Source organism: Stenotrophomonas sp. YJH_SMC_122 (assembly GCF_059369535.1).
The window spans coordinates 40,149-64,481 of record NZ_JCAFST010000015.1 but is presented as its reverse complement, the minus strand read 5'-3'; the positions used below and the strand labels follow the sequence as shown (position 1 = coordinate 64,481).

Below are 24,333 nucleotides of genomic sequence, written 5' to 3'. Positions count from 1 at the left end.
ACTGCTTTGCGCGACCACTGCCGATGCGGCTGGCAGTGCTCCCGCGCGAACGGATCAGGCAGCCGGAACCGGAAGCAGATCCATCACTCGGGCAACGACATCATCGATGCCGATGCCTGTGGTGTCGATGAGGACAGCATCGTCTGCCGGCTTCAGGGGCGCCACGGTACGCTGAGCATCACGGGCGTCGCGGGCCATGATCTCGCGCAGGAGGTCATCAAAGTTAACAGAAACCCCCTTGTCTTTCAACTGCTTATGCCGGCGCTCGGCGCGCTCCTCGGCACTGGCGGTCAGGAAGACCTTGTAGGGGGCGTCCGGAAAGATCACCGTGCCCATGTCGCGGCCGTCGGCGACCAGGCCCGGCAGCTCCCTGAATGCGCGCTGGCGCTCCTTCAGGGCGGCCCGGACCTCCGGGATGGCGGCAATGGCCGAGGCCAGCGCCCCGGTGGTCTCCAGGCGCAGCTCGTCGGTGGCATCGGTGCCGTTGACCATGACCCGCATGGCATCGCCCTGCTCGACAAACTGAACGTGGGTGTCAAAGGTGCAGCGCACCAGCGCCGAGGCGTCGGAGGTATCGATGTCGGCCCCGCTTGCGGCCACGCCCACCGCCCGGTACAGCGCGCCCGAATCCAGGTAATGCCAGCCCATCCTGCGCGCGATGATGCGGCTGATGGTACCCTTGCCGGCCCCGGATGGGCCGTCGATGGTCAGGACGGGAGCGAGTGGATTCATGGGGGTCCCAGAGCGTGTGAAGAGGCCATTCTAGCCCCTGCCAGACGCCCCCAGCGGGATCTTTTGTGCAACCACTTGAAACCACGAGGAAAAGCCCGGTAGAATGGCGGGCTTGAACGAGCGTCAACTGCCGATTGTCTTTCGCATATCGCGGCCACGCTCCACCCGAACAACTACTGTTTACGCCGAGGTATGCCATGAAAGTCCTGTCCTCCCTGAAGTCGGCGAAGGCCCGTCACCGTGACTGCAAGGTCGTGCGTCGTCGTGGCAAGATCTTCGTCATCTGCAAGTCGAACCCGCGTTTCAAGGCGCGTCAGCGCTAAGCCTCACAGCCTTCCGGCTGCGGCTGGCCCTACGCGGGGCCGACCCGATGCAAGAAACCGCCTTCGGGCGGTTTTTTGTTTATGCGGCTTTTTCCTGCCGTTTTTGCTGTAATCGCCTTTCTTGACCACTGGGGAGTAGATCGAGATGAAGCGTTACCTGTCCGCCCTGGCCGTAATGGCCGCCCTGGCCGCCGCCACACCGGCACTGGCCGATACCCTGCTTGTCGACCGTGCCCGCGAGAAGCCGGCCGGTGCCCTGCCCGTGCGCGGCCAGAGCATGCAGCAGGTGCAGGCGCAGTTCGGCGCGCCCAGCGAGCAGCTGCAGCCGCGCGGCGGGCAGAAGCGGCAATGGCCGACCATCAACCGCTGGGTGTACCCGCAGTTCACCGTCTACTTCGAGAAGCAGAAGGTGATCGACGTGGTGGCCAACCAGGCGGACCCGAACGAAATCGGCCCGAAACCGCCGATCCGTTGATCCCCTTACCCGCCCTGGGCGGGCCTGTGTAGCGAGACCATGAACCAGACCCTTCGTTTTCCTGCCGAGTGGGAAGCCCAGAGCGGCGTCCTGATTGCCTGGCCTACCGCCGACACCGACTGGGCCGACCGCCTGGGCCAGGTGGAAGAGACCTACATCGCCCTGGTCGCGGCCATCACCCGCTTCCAGCCGGTGCTGATCTGCGTGGCCGACGACGATGTGGAGACCTATGCCGAAATGCGGCTGCGCTCCAACCGCATCGACATGGACAAGGTCCACTTCACCACGGCCGCCTACGACGATACCTGGCTGCGCGACTCTGGCCCGATCACCCTGCGCCGCGCCGACGGCGGTTTCCAGCTGCTGGACTTCCGCTTCACTGGCTGGGGCGGCAAGTTTGACGCGACCCTGGATGACCAGCTGGTGGGCGTGCTCGACCAGGCTGGCGTGTTCAACGACGCCCCGGTGCGCAGCATTCCGTTCGCGCTGGAAGGCGGTGGCATCGAGACCGACGGCGAAGGCACCCTGCTGACCACGTGGAAGTGCCTGCACGAACGCCACCCGGACCGCGACCGCGCCAGCCTGAGCGCCGACCTGGCCGACTGGCTGCAGCAGGACCGCGTGCTGTGGCTGGACCACGGCTACCTGGAAGGCGACGACACCGACGCCCACATCGACACCCTCGCCCGCTTCGCCTCCGCTGACAGCATCGTCTATCAGGCCTGCGACGACGAGAGCGATTCGCACTACGCCGAGCTGCAGGCGATGGGCAATGAGCTGGCCGCGCTGCGCACCAAGGACGGCAAGCCGTATCGCCTGTTCCCGTTGCCGTGGGCGCGGCCGGTGATCGACGAAGGCCGCCGTCTTGCGGCGTCGTACGCCAACTACCTGATCGTCAACGGCGCGGTGCTGATGCCCGCTTATGGCGATCCGGCCGACGACCTGGCCCGTGATGTGCTGGCCCAGGCGCACCCGGGTCGCGAGATCGTGCAGGTGCCCTGCCGCTCGCTGATCTGGCAGAACGGCAGCCTGCACTGCATCACCATGCAGCTGCCGGAAGGGCTGTTGAAGGCATGACGGTAGTGCCGGCCGCTGGCCGGCAACCCTGCACTGCCTGATGGATCCACGGGATTGCCGGCCAGCGGCCGGCACTACCGATCGCACCCATTCAGCGCGCGACACGCCGCCGCCGCCCATCCGCGCTAACATGCAGGTTTTCCCCCGCAGGAACGCCCCGCATGAACTCGCGCAGCCCCCTTACCGTCGCCCTGATCCAGGAGCGCAACCACGGTGATGCCGCCGCCAACCTGGCGGTGATCGAAGCACGCGTGGCCGAGGCGGCTGCGCAGGGTGCCAAGCTGGTGCTGCTGCAGGAACTGCACAACGGCCCGTACTTCTGCCAGCACGAATCGGTGGACGAGTTCGACCTGGCCGAATCCATTCCGGGCCCGAGCACCGAGCGCCTTGGCGCATTGGCCAAGAAGCATGGCGTGGTGCTGGTCGGCTCGCTGTTCGAGCGCCGCGCTGCCGGCCTGTACCACAACACCGCGGTGGTGTTTGAAAAGGACGGCACCCTGCTCGGCAAGTACCGCAAGATGCACATCCCGGACGACCCGGGCTTCTACGAGAAGTTCTACTTCACCCCGGGCGACATCGGCTTCACGCCGATCGACACTTCGGTGGGCCGCCTGGGCGTGCTGGTGTGCTGGGACCAGTGGTACCCGGAAGCGGCGCGCCTGATGGCGCTGGCCGGTGCCGAGCTGCTGCTGTACCCGACCGCGATCGGCTGGGACCCGGACGACGTGCAGGACGAGAAGACCCGCCAGCGCGACGCCTGGGTGCTGAGCCACCGCGGCCACGCCGTGGCCAACGGCCTGCCGGTGCTGAGCTGCAACCGCGTCGGCCACGAAGCCTCGCCGCTGGGCGCGTCGGGCATCCAGTTCTGGGGCAACAGCCACGTGCTCGGCCCGCAGGGCGAGTTCCTGGCCGAGGCCGGCACCGAGGCCACCGTGCTGCTGTGCGATGTCGATCTGCAGCGCAGCGAGCATGTGCGCCGCATCTGGCCGTTCCTGCGTGATCGCCGCATCGATGCCTACGGCGACCTGCTCAAGCGCTACATCGACTGAGCCGGAGCCCGCGCATGGCCGTCCTCATCCGAGATGCCGGTCCGGCCGACATCGCCGCGATCACTGCGATCTACGCGGTGGAAGTGACCGACTTCGTCAATACCTACGAGTACGACATCCCGGACGCGAACGAGATGCTGCGCCGCATGCGCGACATCATCGACCGTGGCTTCCCCTACCTGGTCGCCGAGATCGACGGCCAGGTGGCCGGCTATGCCTATGCCAACACCTATCGCACCCGCATCGCCTACCAGTGGACCGTGGAGAACTCGGTCTACGTCGATGCCGCGTTCCAGGGCAAGGGTGTCGGCACCGGCCTGCTACAGGCCTTGATCGATGCCTGCATCGCGCGTGGCTACCGGCAGATGGTGGCGGTGATCGGCGAACCGACCAACACCGCCTCGATCAAGCTGCACGAACGCTTCGGCTTCGAGCGGGTGGGCGTGTTCCGTGGCCTCGGCCGCAAGCATGGCCGCTGGCTCGACACCGTGCAGATGCAGCGCGCGCTCGGCGATGGCGCCGACACCGCACCCTCCAATGAATGAACCCATGACCGAAACCCTTCCCGAGACCGGCGACGACCTGTTCGCCGGCCAGCCGGTGCGCGTCGTCGAACGCGACGGCGTACGCTACACCCTGCTGGGCACTGCCCACGTCTCACGCGCCAGCGTCGAGGCCGTGGAAAAAGCCATCGACAGCGGCCGCTTCGATGCCGTTGCCGTCGAGCTGGACCCGCAGCGCCTGCAGGCGCTGAGCGACCCCGACACGCTCGCCAAGCTCGACCTGGTCGAGGTGATCCGCAAGGGCCGCGTCGCCCTGTTCGCCGCCAACCTGGCCCTGTCCGCCTACCAGCGCCGCCTGGCCGAGCAACTCGACATCGAGCCCGGTGCCGAGCTGAAGCGTGCGGTGGAACTCGCCCGCGAACGCAACCTGCCGGTGCACCTGATCGACCGCGAGGTCGGCCTGACCTTCCGCCGAGCGTCGCAACGGCTGGGCTTCTTCGGCAAGCTGAAGCTGGTTGCCGGCCTCGGCGCCGGACTGTTCTCGTCCGAGGAAGTGGGCGAGAACGAGATCGAGAAGCTCAAGCAGGGCGACATGCTGGAATCGAGCTTCGGTGAGTTCGCCAGCGAGAGCCCGGCGCTGTACGAGACCATCATCGGCGAGCGTGACCGCTACATGGCCACCCGCCTGCGCGAAGAACACGACCCGCACCAGCGCGAAGTGCTGGCAGTGGTCGGAGCCGGCCACCTGGCGGGTCTGGCACGCCACCTGGAAACCGACACCGAGGCACCGGCGCCGCTGCGCGCCGAGCTGGAGGCAGTGCCGAAGAAGCGCAACATCCCGTGGTTCACGCTGGGCATCCTGGCGATCGTGGCGACCGGCATCGGCGTAGGCTTCTACCGCGGCGGCCTGGGCGTAGGCACCGAGCTGCTGGCAACCTGGGCGATGTATACCGGCGGCCTGGCCGGCCTGGGCTGCCTGCTGGCCGGCGGTCACCCGCTGAGCATCCTCACCGCGATCGCGGTGGCCCCGTTCAAGCCGTTCCGCCTGAGCATCCCGACCGGCGCCTTCTCGGCACTGGTGGAAGCGCGTGTGCGCAAGCCAGCCTACGAGGACTTCCTGAAGCTGCGCGACGACGCGCAGAGCCTGAAGGGCTGGTACCGCAATCGCGTTACCCGCGTGGTGCTGACCTTCATGCTGACCAACATCGGCAGCATGCTCGGCCTGTGGCTGACCACGTTCAAGGTGTGGGGCAAGGTGGCGGGGTAAACCCCTCAACCGGCCACAGAATCTGTAGCGCCCGAGCCCATGCCCGGGCGATGCCGCAATGCGGCGAACAGCAGCCGAGCATGGCTATGCCGGCCGTCCTGGCCGACACCCTCCGGGCCGTCGCAAGCGACGTTGGCAGCGGCTCCTGCCGCTGCCTTCGGCTCTACAGAGGCAAGCAGACGCGGCGAGCAAAAAAGGGGGAGGCCGCCCCACTACGACCGGCCTCCCCCACACCACAACACGTTGGCGTGCCTTACAGCCGGGCAGCGCCCGGCTCTACCATCTCTACCCCACGCGCACGGCGGATCAGCCGCGTCACGGCATTGCGCAGGTCATCGAGCACCGCGTAGATCGTCGGCAGGAACAACAGGCTGACCACGGTCGAGAACGCCAGGCCGCCGGCAATCGCGCGCGCCATCGGCGAGTACTCCGGGCCATTACCGAACATCTGCGTGTCGGTCAGCGAGATCGGCACCATCGCCAGGATCGCCGTGCCCATGGTCATCATGATCGGGCGCAGGCGTTCACGTGAGCCTTCCACCAGCGCCTGGGTACGGCCCATGCCGCTGCGCCGCAGGTTGTTGATGTGCTCGATCATCACGATGCCGTTGTTCACCACCACGCCCATCAGCACCAGGATGCCAATGAAGGACATGATCCCGAACGAGGTGCCGGTGATCCAGAACAGCCAGAACACGCCGAAGATCGAGAACAGCACGCCGCTCATGATCGCCGCCGGGAACAACAGCGACTCGAATACCGCCGCCATCACCACGTAGATCATCACCAGCGCGATCAGCAGGTTGAACACCATCTGCTGCATGGCTTCGTCGTCGTTGCCGTAATCGCCGCCGTCGAAGGTGAAGCCATAGCCGGCCGGGAAGTTCATCGGCTTGAGCACGGCTTCGATCGCCTTGCGCCCGTCCGGCGCGGTGACCTTCTCGGCCAGGTTGGCCTTGATGGTCAGCGTCGTCTGACGGTTGGTGCGGCCGATCTGGGTGGCTGACGAACCAACGTCCACGGTGACCAGGCTCAGCAGCGGCACGCTGCGGCCATCGCCGGTACGCACGCTGAAACCGGCCAGGTCTTCCGGGCTGCTCTGCTCGGCGCCGGCAAAGCGCACCCACACCGGCACTTCATTGTCACCGCGGCGGAACTCGCGCATCGGTGCGCCGCGCAGCGCCAGGCCGACGAAGCTGGCCACCTGTTCGGCGTTGAAGCCGAACGCTGCGGCACGCTCACGGTCGACGCGCACCTTCAGCTCGCCGCCCTTCTCGCCGTTGTCGATGCGCACGTCCCGCAGTTCGGCACGCTGCGCCAGCAACGGCACCACTTCCTGGCCGATCTCCTGCAGCATGGAGCTGGAGTCGCCCACCAGCTGCACCTGCACGCCCTGGTTGCCGCCACCACCGCCATCGCCGCCCTGGTTGCCGACGAAATAGTCGGTGCGGGCGGACTTCGGCAGGCCCTTGCGCAACTCTTCCTGCAGCGCCTTGATGTCCTTGGCGTACTTCTCGTCCAGGGTGACCACCGTGGAGCTGCCTTCCTGTTCGCTGTACCAGGAGTACACCTGCTTGACGTGCAGGCGTTCGCGGTTCTGGTCGATCCAGTTCTCCACCCGCGCCACTTCCTCGGACATCTGCCGGTAGGTGTAGGCGCCCTTCCACATGTAACCGATGAAGATGTCCTTGCCGCCCTCGCCACCGAACATGTCGACCTTGGTCAGCTTCATCGGCACCAGGCTGACCAGCACCACCAGCAGGATGCCGAGCAGGCTCCAGCCGCGGTGATGCAGCGACCAGTCCAGCAGCTGCGCGTAGCGGCGCTGCAGGCGCGCGATCAGGCCGGTCTGCGAGTGCACCAGCTTGGGGGTGGCCATGCGTGCGGACAGCATTGGGATCAGGCTGACCGCGACCAGCCACGAGGCCAGCAGCGAAACCGAGATGGTGATCGCGATCTGCGCCATGAAGATGCTGATGTTGTTGGTCTCGCCGAACAGGTTCGGCACGAACACGATGCAGTGGCACAGCGTACCGGCGCTGAGCGCGATGGCCACGTTGCGGGTGCCGATGATCGAGGCCAGCCGTGGCTGTCCCGGCATGCGCTCGCGCTCCTGGTAGATGCTCTCCACCACCACCACGGCGTTGTCGACCAGCATGCCCACCGCGAGCAGCAGGCCCATCATGGTCAGGATGTTCAGCGTCACCCCGACGAAGTACATGAAGCCCAGGGTGATGGTGAAGCAGATCGGAATGGCCAGGGTCACCATCAGCGTCGACGGCCAATGGCGCAGGAAGAAGAACAGCACCGTCACCGACAGGATCAGGCCGACCGCACCGGCCTCGGCCAGTTCCAGCAGCGACGAGGTCACCGCCTTGCCCTGGTTGTCGATCACCTTGATCTGCACGTCACGCATCGACGGCTGCGCGCGGATCGCCTCGACTTCGGCCAGCGCCGCACGCGAAACGTCCACCAGGTTGGCACTGCGCTCCTTGAAGATGTCCAGGCCGACGGCCGGGTTGCCGTCCAGGCGGCGCCCGTAGTTCATCCGCGCCGGCTTCAGGCGCACGTCGGCGATATCGCCCAGGCGCAGGCCCTTGGCGTTGATCACCAGGTCGCGCATTTCCTGCAGGTCGGTGATCTCGCCCACCGGCTGCACGCGCACGCGCTGGCCGTTGTCGTCGATCTGACCGGCCGAGATCGAGAAGTTCAGCGTGCGCAGGCGCTCGCTCAGCTCGTTGATGCTCAACCCATGCGCGTTGAGCCGGTTCGGATCGATGGCGATCTCCACCTCGTTCGGCGGTGCGCCGGTGATGTCGACCCGGGCCACACCCGGGATGCGCTCGATGCGCCGTTTGAACTCACGGTCGAGCATGTCATAGGCAGTGGTCAGGTCGGTGGTGCTGGCCAGGCGCACCTTCAGTACCGGCTGGTCACTGCTGGACCACTTGAACACGTTGTAGCGCTGCAGGTCGTCGGGCAGGTCGCTGCGGATCGCATCGATTTGCTCGCGCGCGTCGGACGCGGCAATGGCGATGTCGCGGTCCCAGTCGCTGAACTCGATATAGATCAGCGCCGCCTCGGAGGTGGCCGATGAGCGCATGCGCTTGATGCCGGTCATCGTCGCCAGCGACTCCTCGACCGGGCGGATGATGGTCCGCTCCACTTCCTCGGGCGTCGAACCGGTGTATGGGATCTGCACGAACAGGAACGGCGCGGAGATGTCCGGCAGCGCCTCCAACGGCAGCCGGAACGAAGCGATCAGGCCGATCACCACCAGCGACACGAAGCACATGATGGTGGTGACCGGGCGGCGGATGGAGAACTCGGCAACGCTCATGCCGGCTCCTCCATGCCTGCCGTGCCGCCCTCGTCGCCATGCAGGCCTTCACCGGCATGCTTGCGGCCGCGCTCACGGTAGTAGGCGTCGCCGCGACGATCCATCAGGTCGTATACCACCGGGATCACCAGCAGCGTCAGCAGCGTCGACACCAGCAGGCCACCGATCACGGTGATCGCCATCGGTGCACGCACTTCGGCGCCCTCGCCCATCGCCACCGCCAGCGGCAGGAAGCCGAACAGCGTGCACAGCGTGGTCATGATGATCGGGCGCAGGCGCGAACGCGCACCTTCCACCAGCGCCTCGTGCTTGGCCACACCGGCTTCGCGCAGCTGGTTGACCTTGTCGATCAGGATGATCGCGTTCTTGGTGACCAGGCCGACCAGCAGGATCAGGCCGATGAACACCACCACCGAGATGGGCTTGCCGGTCAGCATCAGCGCCAGGATCGCGCCGACCAGCGCCAGCGGGATGGTGAACAGGATCACGAACGGGTGCAGCAGCGACTCGAACTGCGAGGCCATCACCAGATAGACCAGGAAGATCGCCAGTCCAAAGGCGAAGATCAGCGACTTCGCCGCCTGCGCCAGCTCCTCGCCCTGCCCACCGATGTGCAGGCCAACGCCCGCGCCCAGCGGCTGCTCGGCCACCATCTGCTGCACTTCGCGCATGGCTGCGCCGAGGTCGATGTCGCGCAGGTTGGCCGATACCACCGCCACCCGGGTCTGGTCGGCACGATGGATCTCGCTGGGGCCGGTGGTGGCGACCACGTCGGCCACCGCGTCCAGGGTGACCGGGCGGGTGCTGCCCGGATTGACGATCAGACGGCGGATGCTCTCGACGCTGGCGCGGTCACCTTCCTGGGCACGCACCAGCACGTCGATCTTGCGATCACGGAAGCTGTAGCGGGTGGCGACGTCGCCGCGCACCTTCTTCACCACCACGTCGGCGATCTGGCGGGTGGTCAGGCCCAGCGCACCCGCGCGCTCCTGGTCGAAGCGGATCTGGATTTCCGGGAAGCCCTCTTCCACCGTCGATTTCACGTCGGCATAGTGCGCATTGCCGCGCAGCATCGCCGCCAAGCGCTGGCCGGCCACTTCCAGGGTCGCCATGTCCTGCCCGCGCAGTTCGATTTCCAACGGCGTGGAGAAGCTGAACAACGCCGGCCGCGCGAAGTCGACCTGGGCGCCCGGGTGCTGGCTCATGGTGCCGCGCAGGCGCTCGGTGATTGCTGCTTCAGTGCGCGCGTTGCCACCGCCTTCCATCACCACGGTCAGCTTGCCGATGTTCTCGCCGCTCTCGGTGGGGCTGGCGTCCAGGCGGGTGCCGCTGCCGCTGACACCGTACAGCGAAGCCACGCCCTCCCCCTTGCCATGCGCCAGTTGCAGCTCACGCACCAGCGCATCGGTCTGCTTCAACGGCGTGCCGGCGGGCAGCTTCACCGTCATTTCGAACCGGTCCTGCGCCAGCTGCGGGATCAGGTCCGCGCCAAGCATCGGCACCAGCGCCATGGTCGCCACGAAAATGATGGCTGCCACGCCCAGCACCTTGCCCGGATGTGCCAATGCGCTCGGCAACAGGCGCAGATAGCCGCGCTCGGCGCCTGCATAGGGCTTCATCGCCAGATCACTGGCCTTGCGCATCACCGGGCCGACCACTGCCACCACGCCGCGCCACACGCGCACGACAAGCCAGGCCAGTGCATAGAAGCTCCAGCGCACGCTGGCAACCACGCCACGGCGGCCCAGCGCGACCGGCTTCTGCCAGCGCTTCTGCGGCTGCCATGCTGCGTTCGGCGCCTCTTCCGGGAACGCCAGCGGTGGCCGCCCCTTCAGCGAGCTCAGCATCGGGATCAGGGTCATCGACACCAGCAGCGAGATCGCGATGGCGATCGCCACGGTCAGCGCCTGGTCGCGGAACAGCTGTCCGGCAATCCCGTCGACGAACACCAACGGCAGGAACACGGCGATGGTGGTCAGGGTTGAGGCAACCACCGCCATGCTCACTTCGCGGGTGCCGGCAATGGCCGCCTGCAGGATGCCCAGGCCACGCTCGCGGGCCTTGGCGATGCTCTCCAGCACCACGATCGAGTCATCGACCACCAGGCCGGTGGCCAAGGCCAGGCCGCCCAGCGACATCACGTTCAGACTCAGGCCGAGCTGGCCCATGAAGAAGAACGTGGCGATGATCGATACCGGCAACGACAGGCTGATCACGAACGTGCTCCAGCCATCGCGCAGGAACAGGAAGATGATCAGGATCGCCAGCAGGCCACCGATCACCGCGTCCTTCTTGACGTCGGCAATGGCGTGCTCGATGAAGCGCGACTGGTCCTCGATGGTGGTCAGCTCGACATCGGACGGGAACGTGCCCTTGATCTGTTCCAGCCGCTTGCGCAGCGCTTCGGCGGTGGACACGGTGTTGGCGTCGCCTTCCTTGTAGATGGCCAGCTCGACCGATTCCTTGCCGCCTAGGCGGATGATCGCTTCGCGCTCCTTGTAGCCCTGGCGCACCGTGGCCACGTCCTTCAGGCGTACCGGCACGCCGTTGGCGACCACGCTGGAGCCACCACCGGACGATGCGCTCTGTGCCGCCGACGCCGCCGCGATGGCTGCAGCGGAACCTGTCGACGCGGCGATGTTGAACATCTGCTGCAGCGCCGAATCAGCTGCGCTGCCGTTGGCGGCCTGGGTGGTGACCAGCAGGTTGCGGATTTCCTCGAGGTCGGCGAACTGGTTGACGGTACGCACCAGGAAGCGCTGCGAGCCTTCCTCCAGGCGGCCGCCGGAGATGTTGATGTTCTCGTCCTTCAGGCGCTTGATGACGGTGTCGATCGGCAGGTTCAGCTGCGCCAGCTTCTGCTGGTCGATGTCGACCTGTATCTCGTCTTCCAGGCCTCCGCCCACCTTCACTGCTGCCACGCCGGTGACCGGCTCCAGCTTCTTCTTCAGGTCTTCATCGGCATAGCGGCGCAGGCCGGTCAGCTCGCGGACCGCATCGGCATCGCTGGTCGGCGCCGTCCTGTTCGACAGCACCAGGCGCATGATCGGCTCGGTGGACGGATTGAAGCGCAGCAGCACCGGGGCCTTGGCCTCCAGCGGCAGGTTCAGCGCTTCCATCTTGTCACGCACCTCCAGGCTGGCCTGGTCCATGTTGGTGCCCCAGGCGAACTCCAGCACCACATCGCTCTGGCCGGTACGCGAGACCGACTTCAGCTTGCGCAGGTTCTTGACCACGCCCACCGCTTCTTCAACCGGCTGGGTGATCAGGGTTTCGATTTCGGTCGGCGCCGCACCGGTGTATTCGGTGCGCACGGTCAGCGTCGGGTAGCTCAGGTCGGGCAGCAGGTTGACCTTGAGGTTGCCGAGCGCGATCAGGCCGAACAGCAGCAGCGTGACCGTGCACATGGCGATGGTCACACGGCGACGCGTGGCGAATTCCACCAGGCCGCCGCGCATGCCGGCGGCGGCGCCGTCGCGCGCCGGCGAGGCACCGTGGTCGTGACCCGGGGCAGTCATTGCTTGCTCCCGGCCTTGTCTGCGGGCTTGGCGGCCGCCGCGACCGCCTTCGCCTTCGGATCGGCAATCACCTGCACCGTGGTGCCGTCGCGCAGGGCGACCTTGCCGGCGGTGACCACCTGATCACCGGCCGCCAGGCCATCACGGATCTCCACCCACGGGCCCTCGGCGTAACCCAGCTTGACCGGAACGCGTGCGACCTTGCCTTCGCGCACGCGGAACACCGCAGGTTCACCGTCATCGAGCAACGCCAGGCGCGGCACCACCAGCGCATCGGCACGCTGGTCGTAATCGATGCGGATGCGGCCGAACATGCCGGGCTGCAGCGCGTGGGCGGCGCCATCGAAGGCACTGACCACGCGAAACGTGCCGCTGCCCGAGTCCACGACCGGCGCGATGCGGTCGACGGTGCCGGTGAAGCTCTGGCCCGGCAGTGCGTCGGCCGCCAGCGTCACCGGCTGGCCGGCGCGCAGGGTGGCCAGCTCACGTTCGGGTACGTTGAGGGTGGCCTCCAGCCGCGAGTTGTCGACGATGCGGAAGATCGGTGTATTGATCTGCACGAAGTTGCCGGTCTTGATCGAGCGTGAGGCGATCACACCGGAGATTGGTGCCACTACCGTGGTGTAGGACAGCTCCAGCGTGGCCAGGCGGTACTGCGCACGGACGTTCTCCAGGTCATAGCGCAGCTGGTCGACATCGGCGGCGCTGACCATCTGCTGGCCGACCAGCTTCTGTGCGCGTTGGTAGTTGTTTTCCAGCTTGCGCATCTGCGCTTCGCTCTGAGCCACGGCCAGGCGCGCGCGGTCCGGGTCCAGCCGCACCAGCGGCTGGCCGGCAGTGACCCGCTGCCCTTCCTCGACCAGCACCGCCAAGGCCACGCCGGAGGTTTTGGCGACCACCTGCGACTCTGCACGTGGCTCCAGCGCCGCGGTGCCGGTGTAGCTGGCTGCGACGGCACGATGGCTGGCCACCGCCACTTCGACCGGGACCGCGTCGACCTTCTTCTCCTCCTTGGTCTCGGCAGCCTTGGCTTCGGAATTGGGCCCTGCGGCGCAACCGCCCAGCAGCAGGGAGGTGGAGATCAGCAGTGCGGCAGCGCAGATTCCGCTGCGACGGCCGGACAGGAAGGTTGGGTGCGACATCGTCAGGTCCCTGGAGGATGCGTGGACAGGTGTGGTAGCAAAGTAATGCACCACTTCACAGCAACACCATATCCCAAAGGTCATGGTGTCTTCACGCCGCTGGTCGGCCCGCCCCCATTTCAGCTAGATGAAACCTGAGGCTATACTCGGGTCGTTCCGTACCCCACGCCGGAACGACCAGACCCGAATCCCCGGAAACGACACCATGCGCCCGCAGCCGCTCGCCGCTTGTCTCGCTCTGGCCGTCCTCCTGCCCCTTGGGGCCGCCGCACAGCCCGCTCCCGCTCCTGCCACACCCGCCCCGGCGCCTGCCGCCGCGCCGGCGCCTGCCACGCCCACCGGCAACTTCGACAATGGCCGTGTCCTGGCCTACACCTGCCAGGGGTGCCACGGCATCACCGGCTACAAGAACGCCTACCCCAGTTACCGGGTGCCGAAGATCGGCGGCCAGACCCAGCAGTACCTGGCCCAGGCCCTGACCGAGTACCGCCAGGGCAAGCGCCGGCATCCGACGATGCAGGCGCAGTCGATGAGTTTCAGCGAACAGGAGATCGCCGATCTCTCTGTTTACCTGTCCACCGTCAAGTAAGGCCCGCCCATGTCGAAAGCCGCGCATCCGATGCGTCACGCCATCGCCCTGTCCGTTGCCCTGCTGCTGGCGGCCTGTTCGCAGTCGCAGGTGGAAAACAGCGAGAAATCCGCCGCCGACCCGGGCCATGCCAGCGGCGAACACGGTTCTTCGTCCTCCGCCGGCCTGCCGGCTGGCCGCGAGGCTGCCGGCGCAGCCCGCGCCAAGGTGAAGGGCAAGGCCACCAACCAGAGCTGCATCGACTGCCACGGGGCCGACGGCAATGCGCCGATCGATCCGACCTACCCGAAGCTGGGTGGCCAGTACGGCGACTATCTGGCACATGCGCTGCAGGCCTACCGCGCCGGCGACCGCCAGCATGCGCTGATGACGCCGCAGGCGAAGGACCTGAGTGATCAGGACATTGCCGATCTGGCGGCGTATTTCGGCAGCCGGCCGAGCCAGCTGCGGGATCTGCACGGGGTCAAATGACCGCTCTGCGCGGATGACTGCTGCAATCTGATGCGTTCATAGGCGTTACTTTTCTTGATGACGCACATCCTTGTGCGTCACCCTGCGGGCCGGCTATGCCGTTCCGCCCTGCTCCTGCAGTGCGGTGCGCGCAAAGAAAAGTAACCAAAAGAAACGCTCCGCCGTCCGCGAGCCGATGCTACGCACCGGTTCCCTGCGCTTCTCGGCCCACCGAGGGACGGCGCGGGAACTCGCTGCACTCAGACACCCGCGCCTCTTCGCCCTCGCCGGACCTGCGGTGCTCGGCTCGCTTCAAGGCGGAATCAGATCAAAAGCCACAGCCGCCCGCAGGGTGAGACGGCCGTGGTAACCGCTCAGCCTTCCAGCTCTTCCCAGCGCGCGTACGCGGCATCCAGCTCGGCCTGCACCTTGGCGAGCTGCTGGGTGTGCGCGGTCACTTCGGCACTGCTGCGGGTGTAGAACGACGGGTCGTTCATCGCCGAGGTCAGGCCTTCGACATCGCCTTCCAGCTTCTCGATGGTCTTCGGCAGCTGCTCCAGCTCGCGCGCTTCCTTGTAGGCCAGCTTGCGCCTGGGCGCAGCCGGGGTGGCAGCAGCCGCCGCGGCCGGGGCGGCGGCCGCCGGCTTGGCTGCGGGGACCGAGGCAGGCGCTGCGATGCTGGCCGCATAACGCTGCCAGTCGCTGTAGCCACCGACGTACTCGCCGATCACGCCGTCGCCTTCCATCACCAGCGTGGAGGTCACCACGTTGTCGATGAAGTCACGGTCGTGGCTGACCAGCAGCAGCGTACCGGTGTACTCGCCCAGCAGCTCTTCCAGCAGCTCCAGGGTTTCCACGTCCAGGTCGTTGGTCGGTTCGTCCATCACCAGCAGGTTGGACGGCTGCGCGAACAGCTTGGCCAGCAGCAGGCGGTTGCGCTCGCCACCGGACAGGCGGGTGATCGGCGCACGCGCGCGTTCCGGGGTGAACATGAAGTCCTGCAGGTAGGCATGCACGTGCTTGCGCTTGCCGTTGAACTCGAGGAAATCGCGGCCTTCGGCCACGTTCTCGATCGCGCTCCAGTCTTCGCGCAGCACCGCGCGGTACTGGTCGAAATAGGCGATCTGCAGGTTGGTGCCGGCGTTGACTTCGCCCTTGGCCGGCTGCAGCTCTCCCAGCAGCAGCTTCAGCAGCGTCGTCTTGCCGCTGCCGTTGGGGCCGATCAGGCCGATGCGGTCGCCGCGCATGATGGTGGTGGTGAAGTCGCGGACCATGGTGCGCTCACCGAAGGCGAACGAAATATCCTTGACGTCGATGACTTTCTTGCCAGAGCTGATGCCCTGCGCGGCTTCCATCTTGACGTTGCCGCTGAGATCACGGCGCTGCGAACGCTCCACGCGCATCGCCTTCAGGCGGCGCACGCGGCCCTCATCGCGGGTGCGGCGCGCCTTGATGCCTTGGCGGATCCAGACCTCTTCCTGCGCCAGCAACTTGTCGAAGCGCGCGTTTTCCTGCGCCTGCGCGTTGAGGCGTTCCTCTCGGCGACGCTCGTAATTGGCCCAGTCGCCCGGCCAGCTGGTGACCTGGCCGCGGTCGATCTCGACGATGCGGGTGGCCAGTGCACGCAGGAAGCGGCGGTCATGGGTAACAAACACCACGCTGCCGCTCCAACCCTTCAGGAACGCTTCGAGCCAGTCGATGGCTTCGATATCGAGGTGGTTGGTCGGTTCGTCCAGCAACAGCACGTCAGGGCTGGACACCAGCGCGCGGGCGAGCAGCACGCGGCGCTTCATGCCGCCGGACAGGCGGCCGAACTCGGCCTCGCCGTCCAGGTCGAGCTTGGTCAGGGTTTCGCTGACGCGCTGGTCCAGGCCCCAGCCGTTGGCGGCGTCGATCTTGGCCTGCACGTTGCCGAGGGCTTCACCATCAAACACTTCGGCGTGGCTGAGGTGGTGGAACTCGGCCAGCCACTGGCCCAGTTCACCGAGGCCATCGGCGACGACGTCGAACACCGAGCCGGCGGCGCCATGTGGCACTTCCTGCTCCAGGCGGGTGACGCGCACGCCCTGCTGCACGCGGACTTCGCCGTCATCGGGCTTGTGGTCGCCGGACAGCAGCTTGAGCAGGGTGGATTTGCCGGCGCCGTTGCGGCCGATCAGGGCGATGCGTTCGCCCGGCTCGATCGACAGTTCGGCCTTTTCCAGCAACAACGGGCCGCCGACGCTGAAGTCGACGTTCTGCAGAGTAATCAGAGGCATCCGGATATTGTACGGGTTGGGGGCGTCGGCCGGGTTGCACCCGGCACCCGCGGTAGTGCCGGCCGCTGGCCGGCAACCTCAACGACAACGTCAAAAGCTGGTTTCCTGTGGGATGGCGGGATGGGTCCGGTCGTGGGGGACGCCGTAAACCCGTCCCTGGGGGCTTGGCTGCGGCATCCATGCCGCGGACACCCCCGCAACCGGACCCATCCCGCCTTCGACAGATTCCTGCGATCTGTCGGAACGGCATTCTGCTCTGGTGGGTGGCGACCTTGGTCGACACGGTCGATCCACGCCATGCGTGGATGAGCGCTACAAGAAGTATCGATGGATGGACTCGACTGGGGGTCTGATGGATTACTCCACCTGCCCCAGCAACGCCTGCAACCCCGGCAGCCATTGCTTGCCCGGGTGGCGCACCAGCCACAGCGTGCGCTGCAGGGGAGGCAGCGGGGTGTCCAGCACGCGCAGGCGGCCCAGCGCCAGCGGCTCTTCCAGCGCGTGGCGCGAGAGGCAGGCCAGGCCGAGGCCGGCGATCGCGGCCTGCTTGATCGCTTCGGTATTGCCCAGCTGCAGGGTCTGGGCGAAGCCACGCAGATGCGGCAGCAGGGCCTGCTCCACCGCTTCGCGGGTACCGGAACCCGGTTCGCGCAGCAGCCAGCGGGCGCGGCGCAGTTCGTCCAGCGTCCAGCGCGGCGGAGCGTCGTCGGCGGCGACGATCACCAGCGGATCCTGCTGCCAGGCCGTGACCTGCAAACCGCGTTCATGGCACGGGCCTTCGATCAGGCCGGCGTCCACGTCCAGGCGCTGCACAGCAGCGACCACGCCGGCACTGTTGTCGATGCGCAGGTCGACCTCGGCCTGTGGCGCTTGGCGCAGCAGTTCCGCAATGCGCGGCGGCAGCAGGTAGTTGCCGATGGTGGTACTGGCGGCCAGCACCAACCGCAGCGGTGCCCCTTGCGACGGGTCTCCGCCGGCGGCCAGCTGCCGCTCCAGATCGGCGGCATTGACCAGCAGGGTGCGCGCCGGCTCCAGCAGTGCGCGGCCGTGCCCGTTCAGCGCCAGGCGACGGCCGATGCGGTCGAACAGCGGCGTACCGAAGTGCGCCTCCAGCTCCTGCAGGGCGGCGCTGCTGGCCGACTGCGAGAGGGCGATGGCCTGGCCGGCGGCGGTGGTGCTGCCGTGGTCGGCGATGGCAACGAAAACCTGAAGCTGGCGCAGGGTCAGGCGCATGGGCATTACCCATCTTATATGTAGATTTCACCCATATTATTCGTTTTACAGGTCATGGACGAAGGCGCACGCTTGTCTCGTCACCACAGCCCTGCCCTGCCATGAACGCCCCCGCTCTCTCCTCCTGGTCCCTGCCCGCCCTGCGCCAACGCTGGCAGCCGCGCCTGCCCGGCCTGCTGCTGGTGGGCCTGATCGCGGCGGCGTCGCTGTACCTGGCCGAGCTTCCCTGGTTGCAGGCGCACGGCCTGAGTGCACTGACCGTCGCCATCGTGGCCGGCATCGTGGTCGGCAACACCCTCTACCCGCGGCTGGCGCCGAGCAGCGCGGCCGGTGTCGGCTTCTCCAAGCACTGGCTGCTGCGTGCCGGCATTGTGCTGTACGGCCTGCGCCTGACCTTCCAGGACATCGGCCATGTCGGCGTCAGCGGCGTCCTGATGGACGTGCTGGTGGTCGCCAGCACCTTCGGCCTGGCCTGCTGGCTGGGCGTGCGTGTGTTCAGGATGGAACGCGAGGCGGCAATGCTGATCGGCGCCGGCAGCGCGATCTGCGGTGCGGCAGCGGTGATGGCCGCCGAACCGGTGGTGCGCGGCCGCGCTGCGCAGGTCACTGTAGCGGTTTCTACCGTCGTGGTGTTCGGCACGCTGGCGATGTTCCTGTACCCGGTGCTGTATGCGCTGGTGCAGTCGCACGGCTGGCTGGCGATGGACGCGCGGCAGTACGGCCTGTTCACTGGTGCGACGGTGCACGAAGTGGCGCAGGTGGTGGCCGCCGGCCGCGCGGTCAGCGAAGCCGCCGCCGATACCGCGGTGATCACCAAGATGGTGCGGGTGATGCTGCTGGCGCCGTTCCTGGTCGTGTTGTCGTTGTGGCTGGCGCGTGGCGGCAAGGCCAGCGCCGACGGCAGCAAGGCGCGCATCGTAGTGCCGTGGTTCGCGTTCGGTTTCGTGGCAGTGGCCGGTTTCAATTCACTGCACCTGCTGCCGGCCGGCCTGCAGGCGGGGCTGGTGCAGTTGGATACCGTGCTGCTGGCGATGGCGATGGCCGCGCTGGGCCTGACCACCCATGTCTCGGCGCTGCGCCAGGCCGGCCTGAAACCACTGCTGCTGGCGCTGATCCTGTTCGCCTGGCTGCTGTTCGGTGGCCTGGCGATCCACCAGGGTGTGTTGGCGGTGCTGGGCTGAGCAGGAGCGTACCGACCTGGGTCGGCGCCCACCAGAAGATCCACGCCATGCGGGGATGACAGCACCGCTGGGGTGAGATCCCGCTCCTGAGGAAAGGGATCCGACCTCGGGCTCACCAGGCGGGACCGGCCGCGCAGGCAGGTACAATGCGCCATGACTGACTTCTCGACCCTGCCGCTGAACCCGGCCCTGCAGCCCGGCCTGGACGCCCTCGGCTACACCACCCTCACCCCCGTGCAGGCGCAGAGCCTGCCGGCCATCCTCGATGGCCACGATGTGATCGCACAGGCGCCGACCGGCAGCGGCAAGACCGCCGCCTTCGGGCTGGGCCTGCTGCAGTCCATCGACCCCAGCCTGATCCGCGTGCAGGCGCTGGTCCTGTGCCCGACCCGCGAACTCGCCGACCAGGTCGGCAAGCAGATCCGCAAGCTGGCCACCGGCATTCCCAACCTGAAGCTGTTGCTGCTGGTGGGTGGCGTGCCGCTGGGCCCGCAGCTGGCCTCGCTGGAAGGCCACGACCCGCACGTGGTGGTGGGTACGCCCGGCCGCGTGCAGGAGCTGGCACGCAAGCGCGCGCTGAATCTTGGCGCGGTGCGCACGCTGGTGCTGGACGAGGCCGACCGCATGCTCGACATGGGCTTCGAGGAGCCCATCCGCGAGATCGCCGGCCGCACCCACAAGGATCGCCAGAGCCTGCTGTTCTCCGCCACCTTCCCCGACAGCATCCGCGCCATGGCGCGTGACCTGCTGCGCGACGCGGTGGAGGTGACCGTGGAAGGCGCCGACCAGGCACCGGCCATCCGCCACCTGTTCTGCGAGGTGGAACCGGCGCATCGCCAGAAGGCGCTGGCCGGCCTGCTGCTGAAGTACACGCCGGAATCGGCGGTGGTGTTCTGCAACACCCGCAAGGACGTGGACGAAGTGGCCAACTCGCTGCAGCAGTTCGGCTTCTCCGCACTCGCCCTGCACGGCGACATGGAGCAGCGCGACCGTGAGGAAGTGCTGTTGCTGCTGGCCAACCGCAGTTGCAACGTGCTGGTCGCCAGCGACGTCGCCGCGCGCGGCCTGGACGTGGAAGAGCTGGCGGCGGTGATCAACTACGAACTGCCGACCGACGTGGAGAGCTACCAGCACCGCGTGGGCCGTACCGGGCGCGCCGGTGCCAGTGGCCTGGCGATCAGCCTGGTGGCCGGCCGCGAGAAGACCCGCGCCGAAGCCATCGAAGCGCAGATGGGTCAGCCACTGGACTGGCAGAAGACGCCGCTGGCAACCTCGCGCCCGGCCGAGTTGCCGCAGGCGGCGATGCGCACCCTGCGCATCGACGGTGGCAAGACCGACAAGCTGCGCCCGGGCGACATCCTCGGTGCGCTGACCGGTGATGCCGGCCTGTCGAGCAAGTTCATCGGCAAGATCGCTATCTTCCCGACCCGCTCCTATGTGGCGATCGCGCGTGAGCAGGCCAACAAGGCCGTCGCCAGGCTGGATGCCGGCAAGATCAAGGGCCGTCGTTTCCGCGTGCGGATGATGTGATTGACGCCGCGTTGCCAACCACGGTTGGCAACTACCGGCTCCCGGCCCTTCGCTCTGGTAGATGCCAACCTTGGTTGGCATTCACCCTTCGATCAGAACACCAGTTCGGTGTGCAGTGGCAAGCCCGCCTCCCAGCGGGCCCGGCCGCCGAGGCCGTCGAGCTCGACCAGCACGCCTGCACCGACCACCTCAACGCCCAGGCGGCGCACCAGCGACAACGCAGCGACCAGCGTGCCGCCGGTGGCCAGCACGTCATCGATGATCGCGACGCGTGCACCGGCCGGCAGCGCGTCGGCGTGCACTTCGATGCAGTCGCTGCGGTACTCGAGCGTGTATTCCTCGCGCAGCACCTGGCCGGGCAGCTTGCCCGGCTTGCGCACCGGCACGAAGCCGACGCCCAGCTCCAGTGCCATCGCGGCACCGAGGATGAAACCACGCGATTCGATGCCGACCACCGCGTCCAGCTTCTGGTCGCGCCAACGGTCGGCCATCGCCGTGATGGCACCGCGGAAGTCCTCGCTGTGGGCGAGCAGCGGCATGATGTCCTTGAACAGGATGCCGGGCTTGGGGAAGTCGGCGATGTCGCGCAGGCGGGAGGCCCACTGCGGAGCGACGATGGCGTCGGTCATGTCACATTGGCTATCTGATGGCGGCATAGGGTACCTGTTCCGGGCGCCGCCTGCCTGTTGGGGGTCGGGCGGGCTGCGCCCGGCACCTGCGGTAGTGCCGGCCGCTGGCCGGCAACCTCAACAGCAACAGCAACGGCAACAGCGGGTTTCCTGTGGTATGGCGGGGTGGGCCCGATTGCGGGAGACGCCGTAAACCCATCCATGGGGGCTTGGCCGCGGCATCCATGCCGCGGACACTCCCGCAACCGGACCCACCCCGCCTTCGACAGATTTCTGCGATCTGTCGGGCATTGCTTTCTGTAGGTCCACGCCATGTCTGGATGAATCTTCATCGAAATCGAGTATTTCGAAGATTGAACGAAGAGCATCCACGCATGGCGTGGATCTACCGTGTCGACCAAGGTCGACACCTACCCACAGCCGCGGGAGTCTTTCGGAGGTGGGGCGGTGTGGGACTGCAGGACCGTTGGCGCCATGGATGGCGCCATCGAGCCCCCAGGGACGGGTTCACGGCGTGTCCTGCAGCCCCACACCGCCCCGCCATACCATCAACAATCCAAAGCCGCTTTGGCTTTGGCTTTGGCTTTGGCCTCTGCTTGCGCGGTGGCCTCTGCGGGTGCAGGGCGCAGCCCTGCCGAAACCCACCCTCAGGAACTGCAGGACAGCATCGAGCAGCCGGCACGGTTGTCGGCCCAGGCCGGGCGTTTGCCGGCGAAGTGTTCAAGCCCCGGGCGTTCGGTGTATGGGTCGCGCAGCACGTCCTGCAGCGCATGCACACCGCCGAGGTCGCCCCGCTCGGCAAGGTCGATCGCCTCCTGGGCCAGCCAGTTGCGCAGCACGTACAGCGGGTTGGCCGCTGCCATTTTCGCCAGGCGTTCGCGGGCCGACAGCGGATCGCTGCGCAGGCGCGCTGCGTAGTCCTGCAGCCATTGCTGCAACGGCGCCTGCACCGCCTGCTTGCGCGCCTCGTCGTAGTACACCGCGTCCAGAACCGTCGCGTCCGCTGCCGACGGGTCGATGCGCATCAGTGCACGCCAGGCCAGGGTCATGTCCATGGCGCCCTCCTGCATCAGCTGCTGCCAGCGCTGGTAGAGCTGCAGGTCGTCATCGTTGGCAGCAGCCAGCCCCAGCTTCGATGCAGCATCGCGACGCGTGCAGGCCACGAAGGTGGACTGGTAGGCCGCCAGGCCCGCCTGCAGCGGTGCGACATCGGCGAACAGCGGCGACAGCGCCTGCGCCAATCGGCTCAGGTTCCAGTACGCCACCTGCGGCTGGGTGCCGAAGCGGTAGCGGCGCCCCTGAGCATCGGTGGTGTTCGGCGTCCAGTCCGGATCGAAGTCCTCGACCCAGCCATAGGGGCCGTAATCCAGCGTCAGGCCGAGCACGGACAGGTTGTCGGTGTTCATCACGCCATGCACGAAGCCGACACGCATCCAGTGCGCGATCATCTCGGCGGTGCGCACCGCGATCTGCGCGAACCAGTCGCCGTACAGGGCCTCGCCCTGCCCTTCAAGCTCGGGGAAGTCGCGCGCGATGCAGGCATCGACCAGCTGCTGCAGCAGGGCGGTTTCACCCCGCGACGCCGGCAGTTCGAAGGAACCAAAGCGCAGGAACGATGGCGACACCCGGCACACGATGGCGCCAGGCTCGGCACGCGGGTGGCCGTCATAGAACATGTCACGCACCACCTCTTCGCCGGTGCCGACCAGCGACAACGCGCGCGTGGTCGGCACGCCCAGGTGGTGCATCGCTTCGCTGCACAGGAACTCGCGGATCGACGAGCGCAGCACTGCCCGTCCATCGGCACCGCGCGAGTACGGCGTCGGCCCGGCCCCCTTCAGCTGCAGTTCCCAGTGTCGGCCATCGGGTGCCACCAGCTCGCCCAGCGAGATCGCACGCCCGTCGCCGAGCTGGCCGGCCCAGTGACCGAACTGATGGCCACCGTAATTGGCGGCCCATGGCTGCATGCCGGCGTACAGCGCATTGCCGCCGAACACCTGCGCGAAACCTTCGCTCTCGACGTCAGCGGCATGGAAACCCAGCAGCGTGGCCACCTCCGGCGACCAGGCCAGCAGCGTGGGCGCCACCACCGGGGTCGGCATCACCGGCGACCAGGCCGCGCCCAGCACTTCGCGCCTGCGTGGGCCGGATTCGGCGTCACCCGGCAGGGTGCGCAGCAGGCGGTTGTCGAAACGGGGGCTGTCGGTATCCATGCTGTTGAAGATGGGGGCGCCCGCCGCCGTCCTCAATTGCCGCTCAACGCCTGCAGATGGCCGCCGTGAGCCTCGGCACGTTGGTAGGCCGGGCGCTCACCAATACGCTTGAGAAAGCCGCGCAGCGCCGGCTTGTCGTCGAGCCCACCACCGCGCGCGGCAGCAGCCTGGATCGGGAAGCTCATCTGGATGTCGGCCGCACTGAAGCGCTCGCCGGCAAACCATGGGTTTTCGGCCAGGCGGCGCTCCATCCAGTCCAGGTGCAGGCGCCGCTGCGGCCCAACGAAGCCCCGCTCGGCCTTGTCGGCAATGCTGCGTGCGATCGGGCGTGCGAAGAATGGCATGGGCGCATTACGGATGCGGCCCATCACCAGGGTCAGCAGCAGCGGCGGCATCGCCGAGCCTTCGGCGTAATGCAGCCAGTAGCGGTACGCGATGCGTTCGGTGCCGTCGGCCGGCATCGGTGACGGCGACAGCTGGCGCTGCGTGTCGTAACGGTCAGCGAGGTAGTCGAGGATCGCACCGGACTCGGCCAGCACCAGCTCGCCATCCTGCAGCACCGGCGACTTGCCGAGCGGATGCACGTTGCGCAGTTCCGGCGGCGCCAGCAGCGTCTTCGGATCGCGCGGATAGCGGCGCAGTTCGTAGTCCAGCCCCAGCTCCTCCAGCATCCACAGCACGCGCAGGGAACGGGAGTTTTCCAGGTGATGAACGATGCGCATGAGGGTGATCCTTGGGAAGGCCCCCATCGTACCGCGCGCAGTGCATGCCCTTTGTAGAGTCGAGCCATGCTCCACTGTCTTTGAGAACAGTCGAGCGTGGCT

The 24,333-nt window shown here is 67.2% G+C and carries 19 protein-coding genes; 10 read left to right on the top strand and 9 right to left on the bottom strand.

Annotated elements, in window-relative coordinates; all coding sequences use genetic code 11:
- Positions 1–54: 54 nt before the first annotated feature.
- Positions 55–732: a (d)CMP kinase gene (gene cmk / locus AC5P66_RS17845; RefSeq protein ID WP_495216533.1), complete on the bottom strand. Its 678-nt coding sequence runs from the start codon at positions 730–732 to the stop codon at positions 55–57.
- A 197-nt stretch (positions 733–929) separates the two neighbouring features.
- On the opposite strand from cmk, the gene ykgO reads away from it, so the two are divergent.
- The 6 genes from ykgO to AC5P66_RS17815 all read left to right on the top strand — a co-directional run bounded on the left by ykgO (position 930) and on the right by AC5P66_RS17815 (position 5,426).
- Positions 930–1,055 (top strand): type B 50S ribosomal protein L36, encoded by a 126-nt coding sequence (gene ykgO, locus AC5P66_RS17840; RefSeq protein ID WP_005409283.1) that lies wholly within the window; start codon positions 930–932, stop codon positions 1,053–1,055.
- A gap of 175 nt (positions 1,056–1,230) precedes the next feature.
- Complete coding sequence (locus tag AC5P66_RS17835) at positions 1,231–1,530, top strand: hypothetical protein (RefSeq protein WP_373695432.1); 300 nt, start codon at positions 1,231–1,233, stop codon at positions 1,528–1,530.
- Between the two features lie 39 nt (positions 1,531–1,569).
- Positions 1,570–2,607, top strand: a complete 1,038-nt coding sequence (locus tag AC5P66_RS17830; protein ID WP_099495122.1) for an agmatine deiminase family protein — start codon at positions 1,570–1,572, stop codon at positions 2,605–2,607.
- 161 nt (positions 2,608–2,768) lie between these two features.
- Positions 2,769–3,656 carry a carbon-nitrogen hydrolase gene (locus tag AC5P66_RS17825; RefSeq protein ID WP_099495121.1) on the top strand — a complete coding sequence of 296 codons (888 nt, stop codon included), beginning with the start codon at positions 2,769–2,771 and terminating at the stop codon, positions 3,654–3,656.
- A gap of 14 nt (positions 3,657–3,670) precedes the next feature.
- Positions 3,671–4,201, top strand: a complete 531-nt coding sequence (locus tag AC5P66_RS17820) for a GNAT family N-acetyltransferase (protein ID WP_049411472.1) — start codon at positions 3,671–3,673, stop codon at positions 4,199–4,201.
- A 4-nt stretch (positions 4,202–4,205) separates the two neighbouring features.
- Positions 4,206–5,426 carry a TraB/GumN family protein gene (locus AC5P66_RS17815; protein ID WP_088496762.1) on the top strand — a complete coding sequence of 407 codons (1,221 nt, stop codon included), beginning with the start codon at positions 4,206–4,208 and terminating at the stop codon, positions 5,424–5,426.
- 253 nt (positions 5,427–5,679) lie between these two features.
- On the opposite strand, the gene AC5P66_RS17810 is transcribed toward AC5P66_RS17815, so the two are convergent.
- The 3 genes from AC5P66_RS17810 to AC5P66_RS17800 are packed head-to-tail and all read right to left on the bottom strand — an operon-like array spanning position 5,680 to position 13,426.
- The gene (locus tag AC5P66_RS17810) at positions 5,680–8,766 is read right to left on the bottom strand and encodes an efflux RND transporter permease subunit (protein WP_495216532.1); all 3,087 of its coding nucleotides are present in this window, start codon (positions 8,764–8,766) and stop codon (positions 5,680–5,682) included.
- Entirely contained in the window at positions 8,763–12,284 is a 3,522-nt protein-coding gene (locus AC5P66_RS17805; protein ID WP_099495119.1) for an efflux RND transporter permease subunit, read from the bottom strand. The genes AC5P66_RS17810 and AC5P66_RS17805 overlap by 4 nt, the downstream gene beginning before the upstream one ends.
- Complete coding sequence (locus tag AC5P66_RS17800; protein ID WP_049411461.1) at positions 12,281–13,426, bottom strand: efflux RND transporter periplasmic adaptor subunit; 1,146 nt, start codon at positions 13,424–13,426, stop codon at positions 12,281–12,283. Before AC5P66_RS17800 ends, AC5P66_RS17805 begins: the two co-directional genes overlap by 4 nt.
- Positions 13,427–13,631: 205 nt before the next feature.
- Between AC5P66_RS17800 and AC5P66_RS17795 the strand changes: the two genes are divergently transcribed.
- Both AC5P66_RS17795 and AC5P66_RS17790 read left to right on the top strand, forming a co-directional pair.
- Positions 13,632–14,015: a c-type cytochrome gene (locus AC5P66_RS17795; RefSeq protein ID WP_061477913.1), complete on the top strand. Its 384-nt coding sequence runs from the start codon at positions 13,632–13,634 to the stop codon at positions 14,013–14,015.
- Between the two features lie 9 nt (positions 14,016–14,024).
- A complete protein-coding gene (locus AC5P66_RS17790) occupies positions 14,025–14,486 on the top strand; it encodes a c-type cytochrome (protein WP_049411454.1) in 462 nt (153 codons plus the stop codon).
- Positions 14,487–14,839: 353 nt separating this feature from the next.
- Here the strand turns inward: AC5P66_RS17790 and AC5P66_RS17785 are convergent, their stop codons facing one another.
- Both AC5P66_RS17785 and AC5P66_RS17780 read right to left on the bottom strand, forming a co-directional pair.
- Complete coding sequence (locus AC5P66_RS17785) at positions 14,840–16,723, bottom strand: ATP-binding cassette domain-containing protein (RefSeq protein WP_111097200.1); 1,884 nt, start codon at positions 16,721–16,723, stop codon at positions 14,840–14,842.
- Positions 16,724–17,080: 357 nt separating this feature from the next.
- Positions 17,081–17,956 (bottom strand): LysR family transcriptional regulator, encoded by an 876-nt coding sequence (locus tag AC5P66_RS17780; protein ID WP_049438717.1) that lies wholly within the window; start codon positions 17,954–17,956, stop codon positions 17,081–17,083.
- 101 nt (positions 17,957–18,057) lie between these two features.
- Between AC5P66_RS17780 and AC5P66_RS17775 the strand changes: the two genes are divergently transcribed.
- Positions 18,058–19,137, top strand: coding sequence for a YeiH family protein (locus tag AC5P66_RS17775; RefSeq protein WP_049438716.1), 1,080 nt, complete (start codon positions 18,058–18,060; stop codon positions 19,135–19,137).
- A gap of 153 nt (positions 19,138–19,290) precedes the next feature.
- Positions 19,291–20,667: an ATP-dependent RNA helicase DbpA gene (gene dbpA, locus AC5P66_RS17770; protein WP_099495117.1), complete on the top strand. Its 1,377-nt coding sequence runs from the start codon at positions 19,291–19,293 to the stop codon at positions 20,665–20,667.
- Between the two features lie 92 nt (positions 20,668–20,759).
- Here the strand turns inward: dbpA and AC5P66_RS17765 are convergent, their stop codons facing one another.
- The 3 genes from AC5P66_RS17765 to AC5P66_RS17755 form a co-directional block, all read right to left on the bottom strand.
- Positions 20,760–21,296 (bottom strand): adenine phosphoribosyltransferase, encoded by a 537-nt coding sequence (locus tag AC5P66_RS17765; RefSeq protein WP_099487735.1) that lies wholly within the window; start codon positions 21,294–21,296, stop codon positions 20,760–20,762.
- A gap of 647 nt (positions 21,297–21,943) precedes the next feature.
- Positions 21,944–23,509, bottom strand: a complete 1,566-nt coding sequence (locus tag AC5P66_RS17760) for a protein adenylyltransferase SelO (protein ID WP_111097297.1) — start codon at positions 23,507–23,509, stop codon at positions 21,944–21,946.
- Between the two features lie 32 nt (positions 23,510–23,541).
- Positions 23,542–24,231 (bottom strand): glutathione S-transferase family protein, encoded by a 690-nt coding sequence (locus tag AC5P66_RS17755; protein ID WP_111097298.1) that lies wholly within the window; start codon positions 24,229–24,231, stop codon positions 23,542–23,544.
- Between the last annotated feature and the right edge of the window lie 102 nt (positions 24,232–24,333).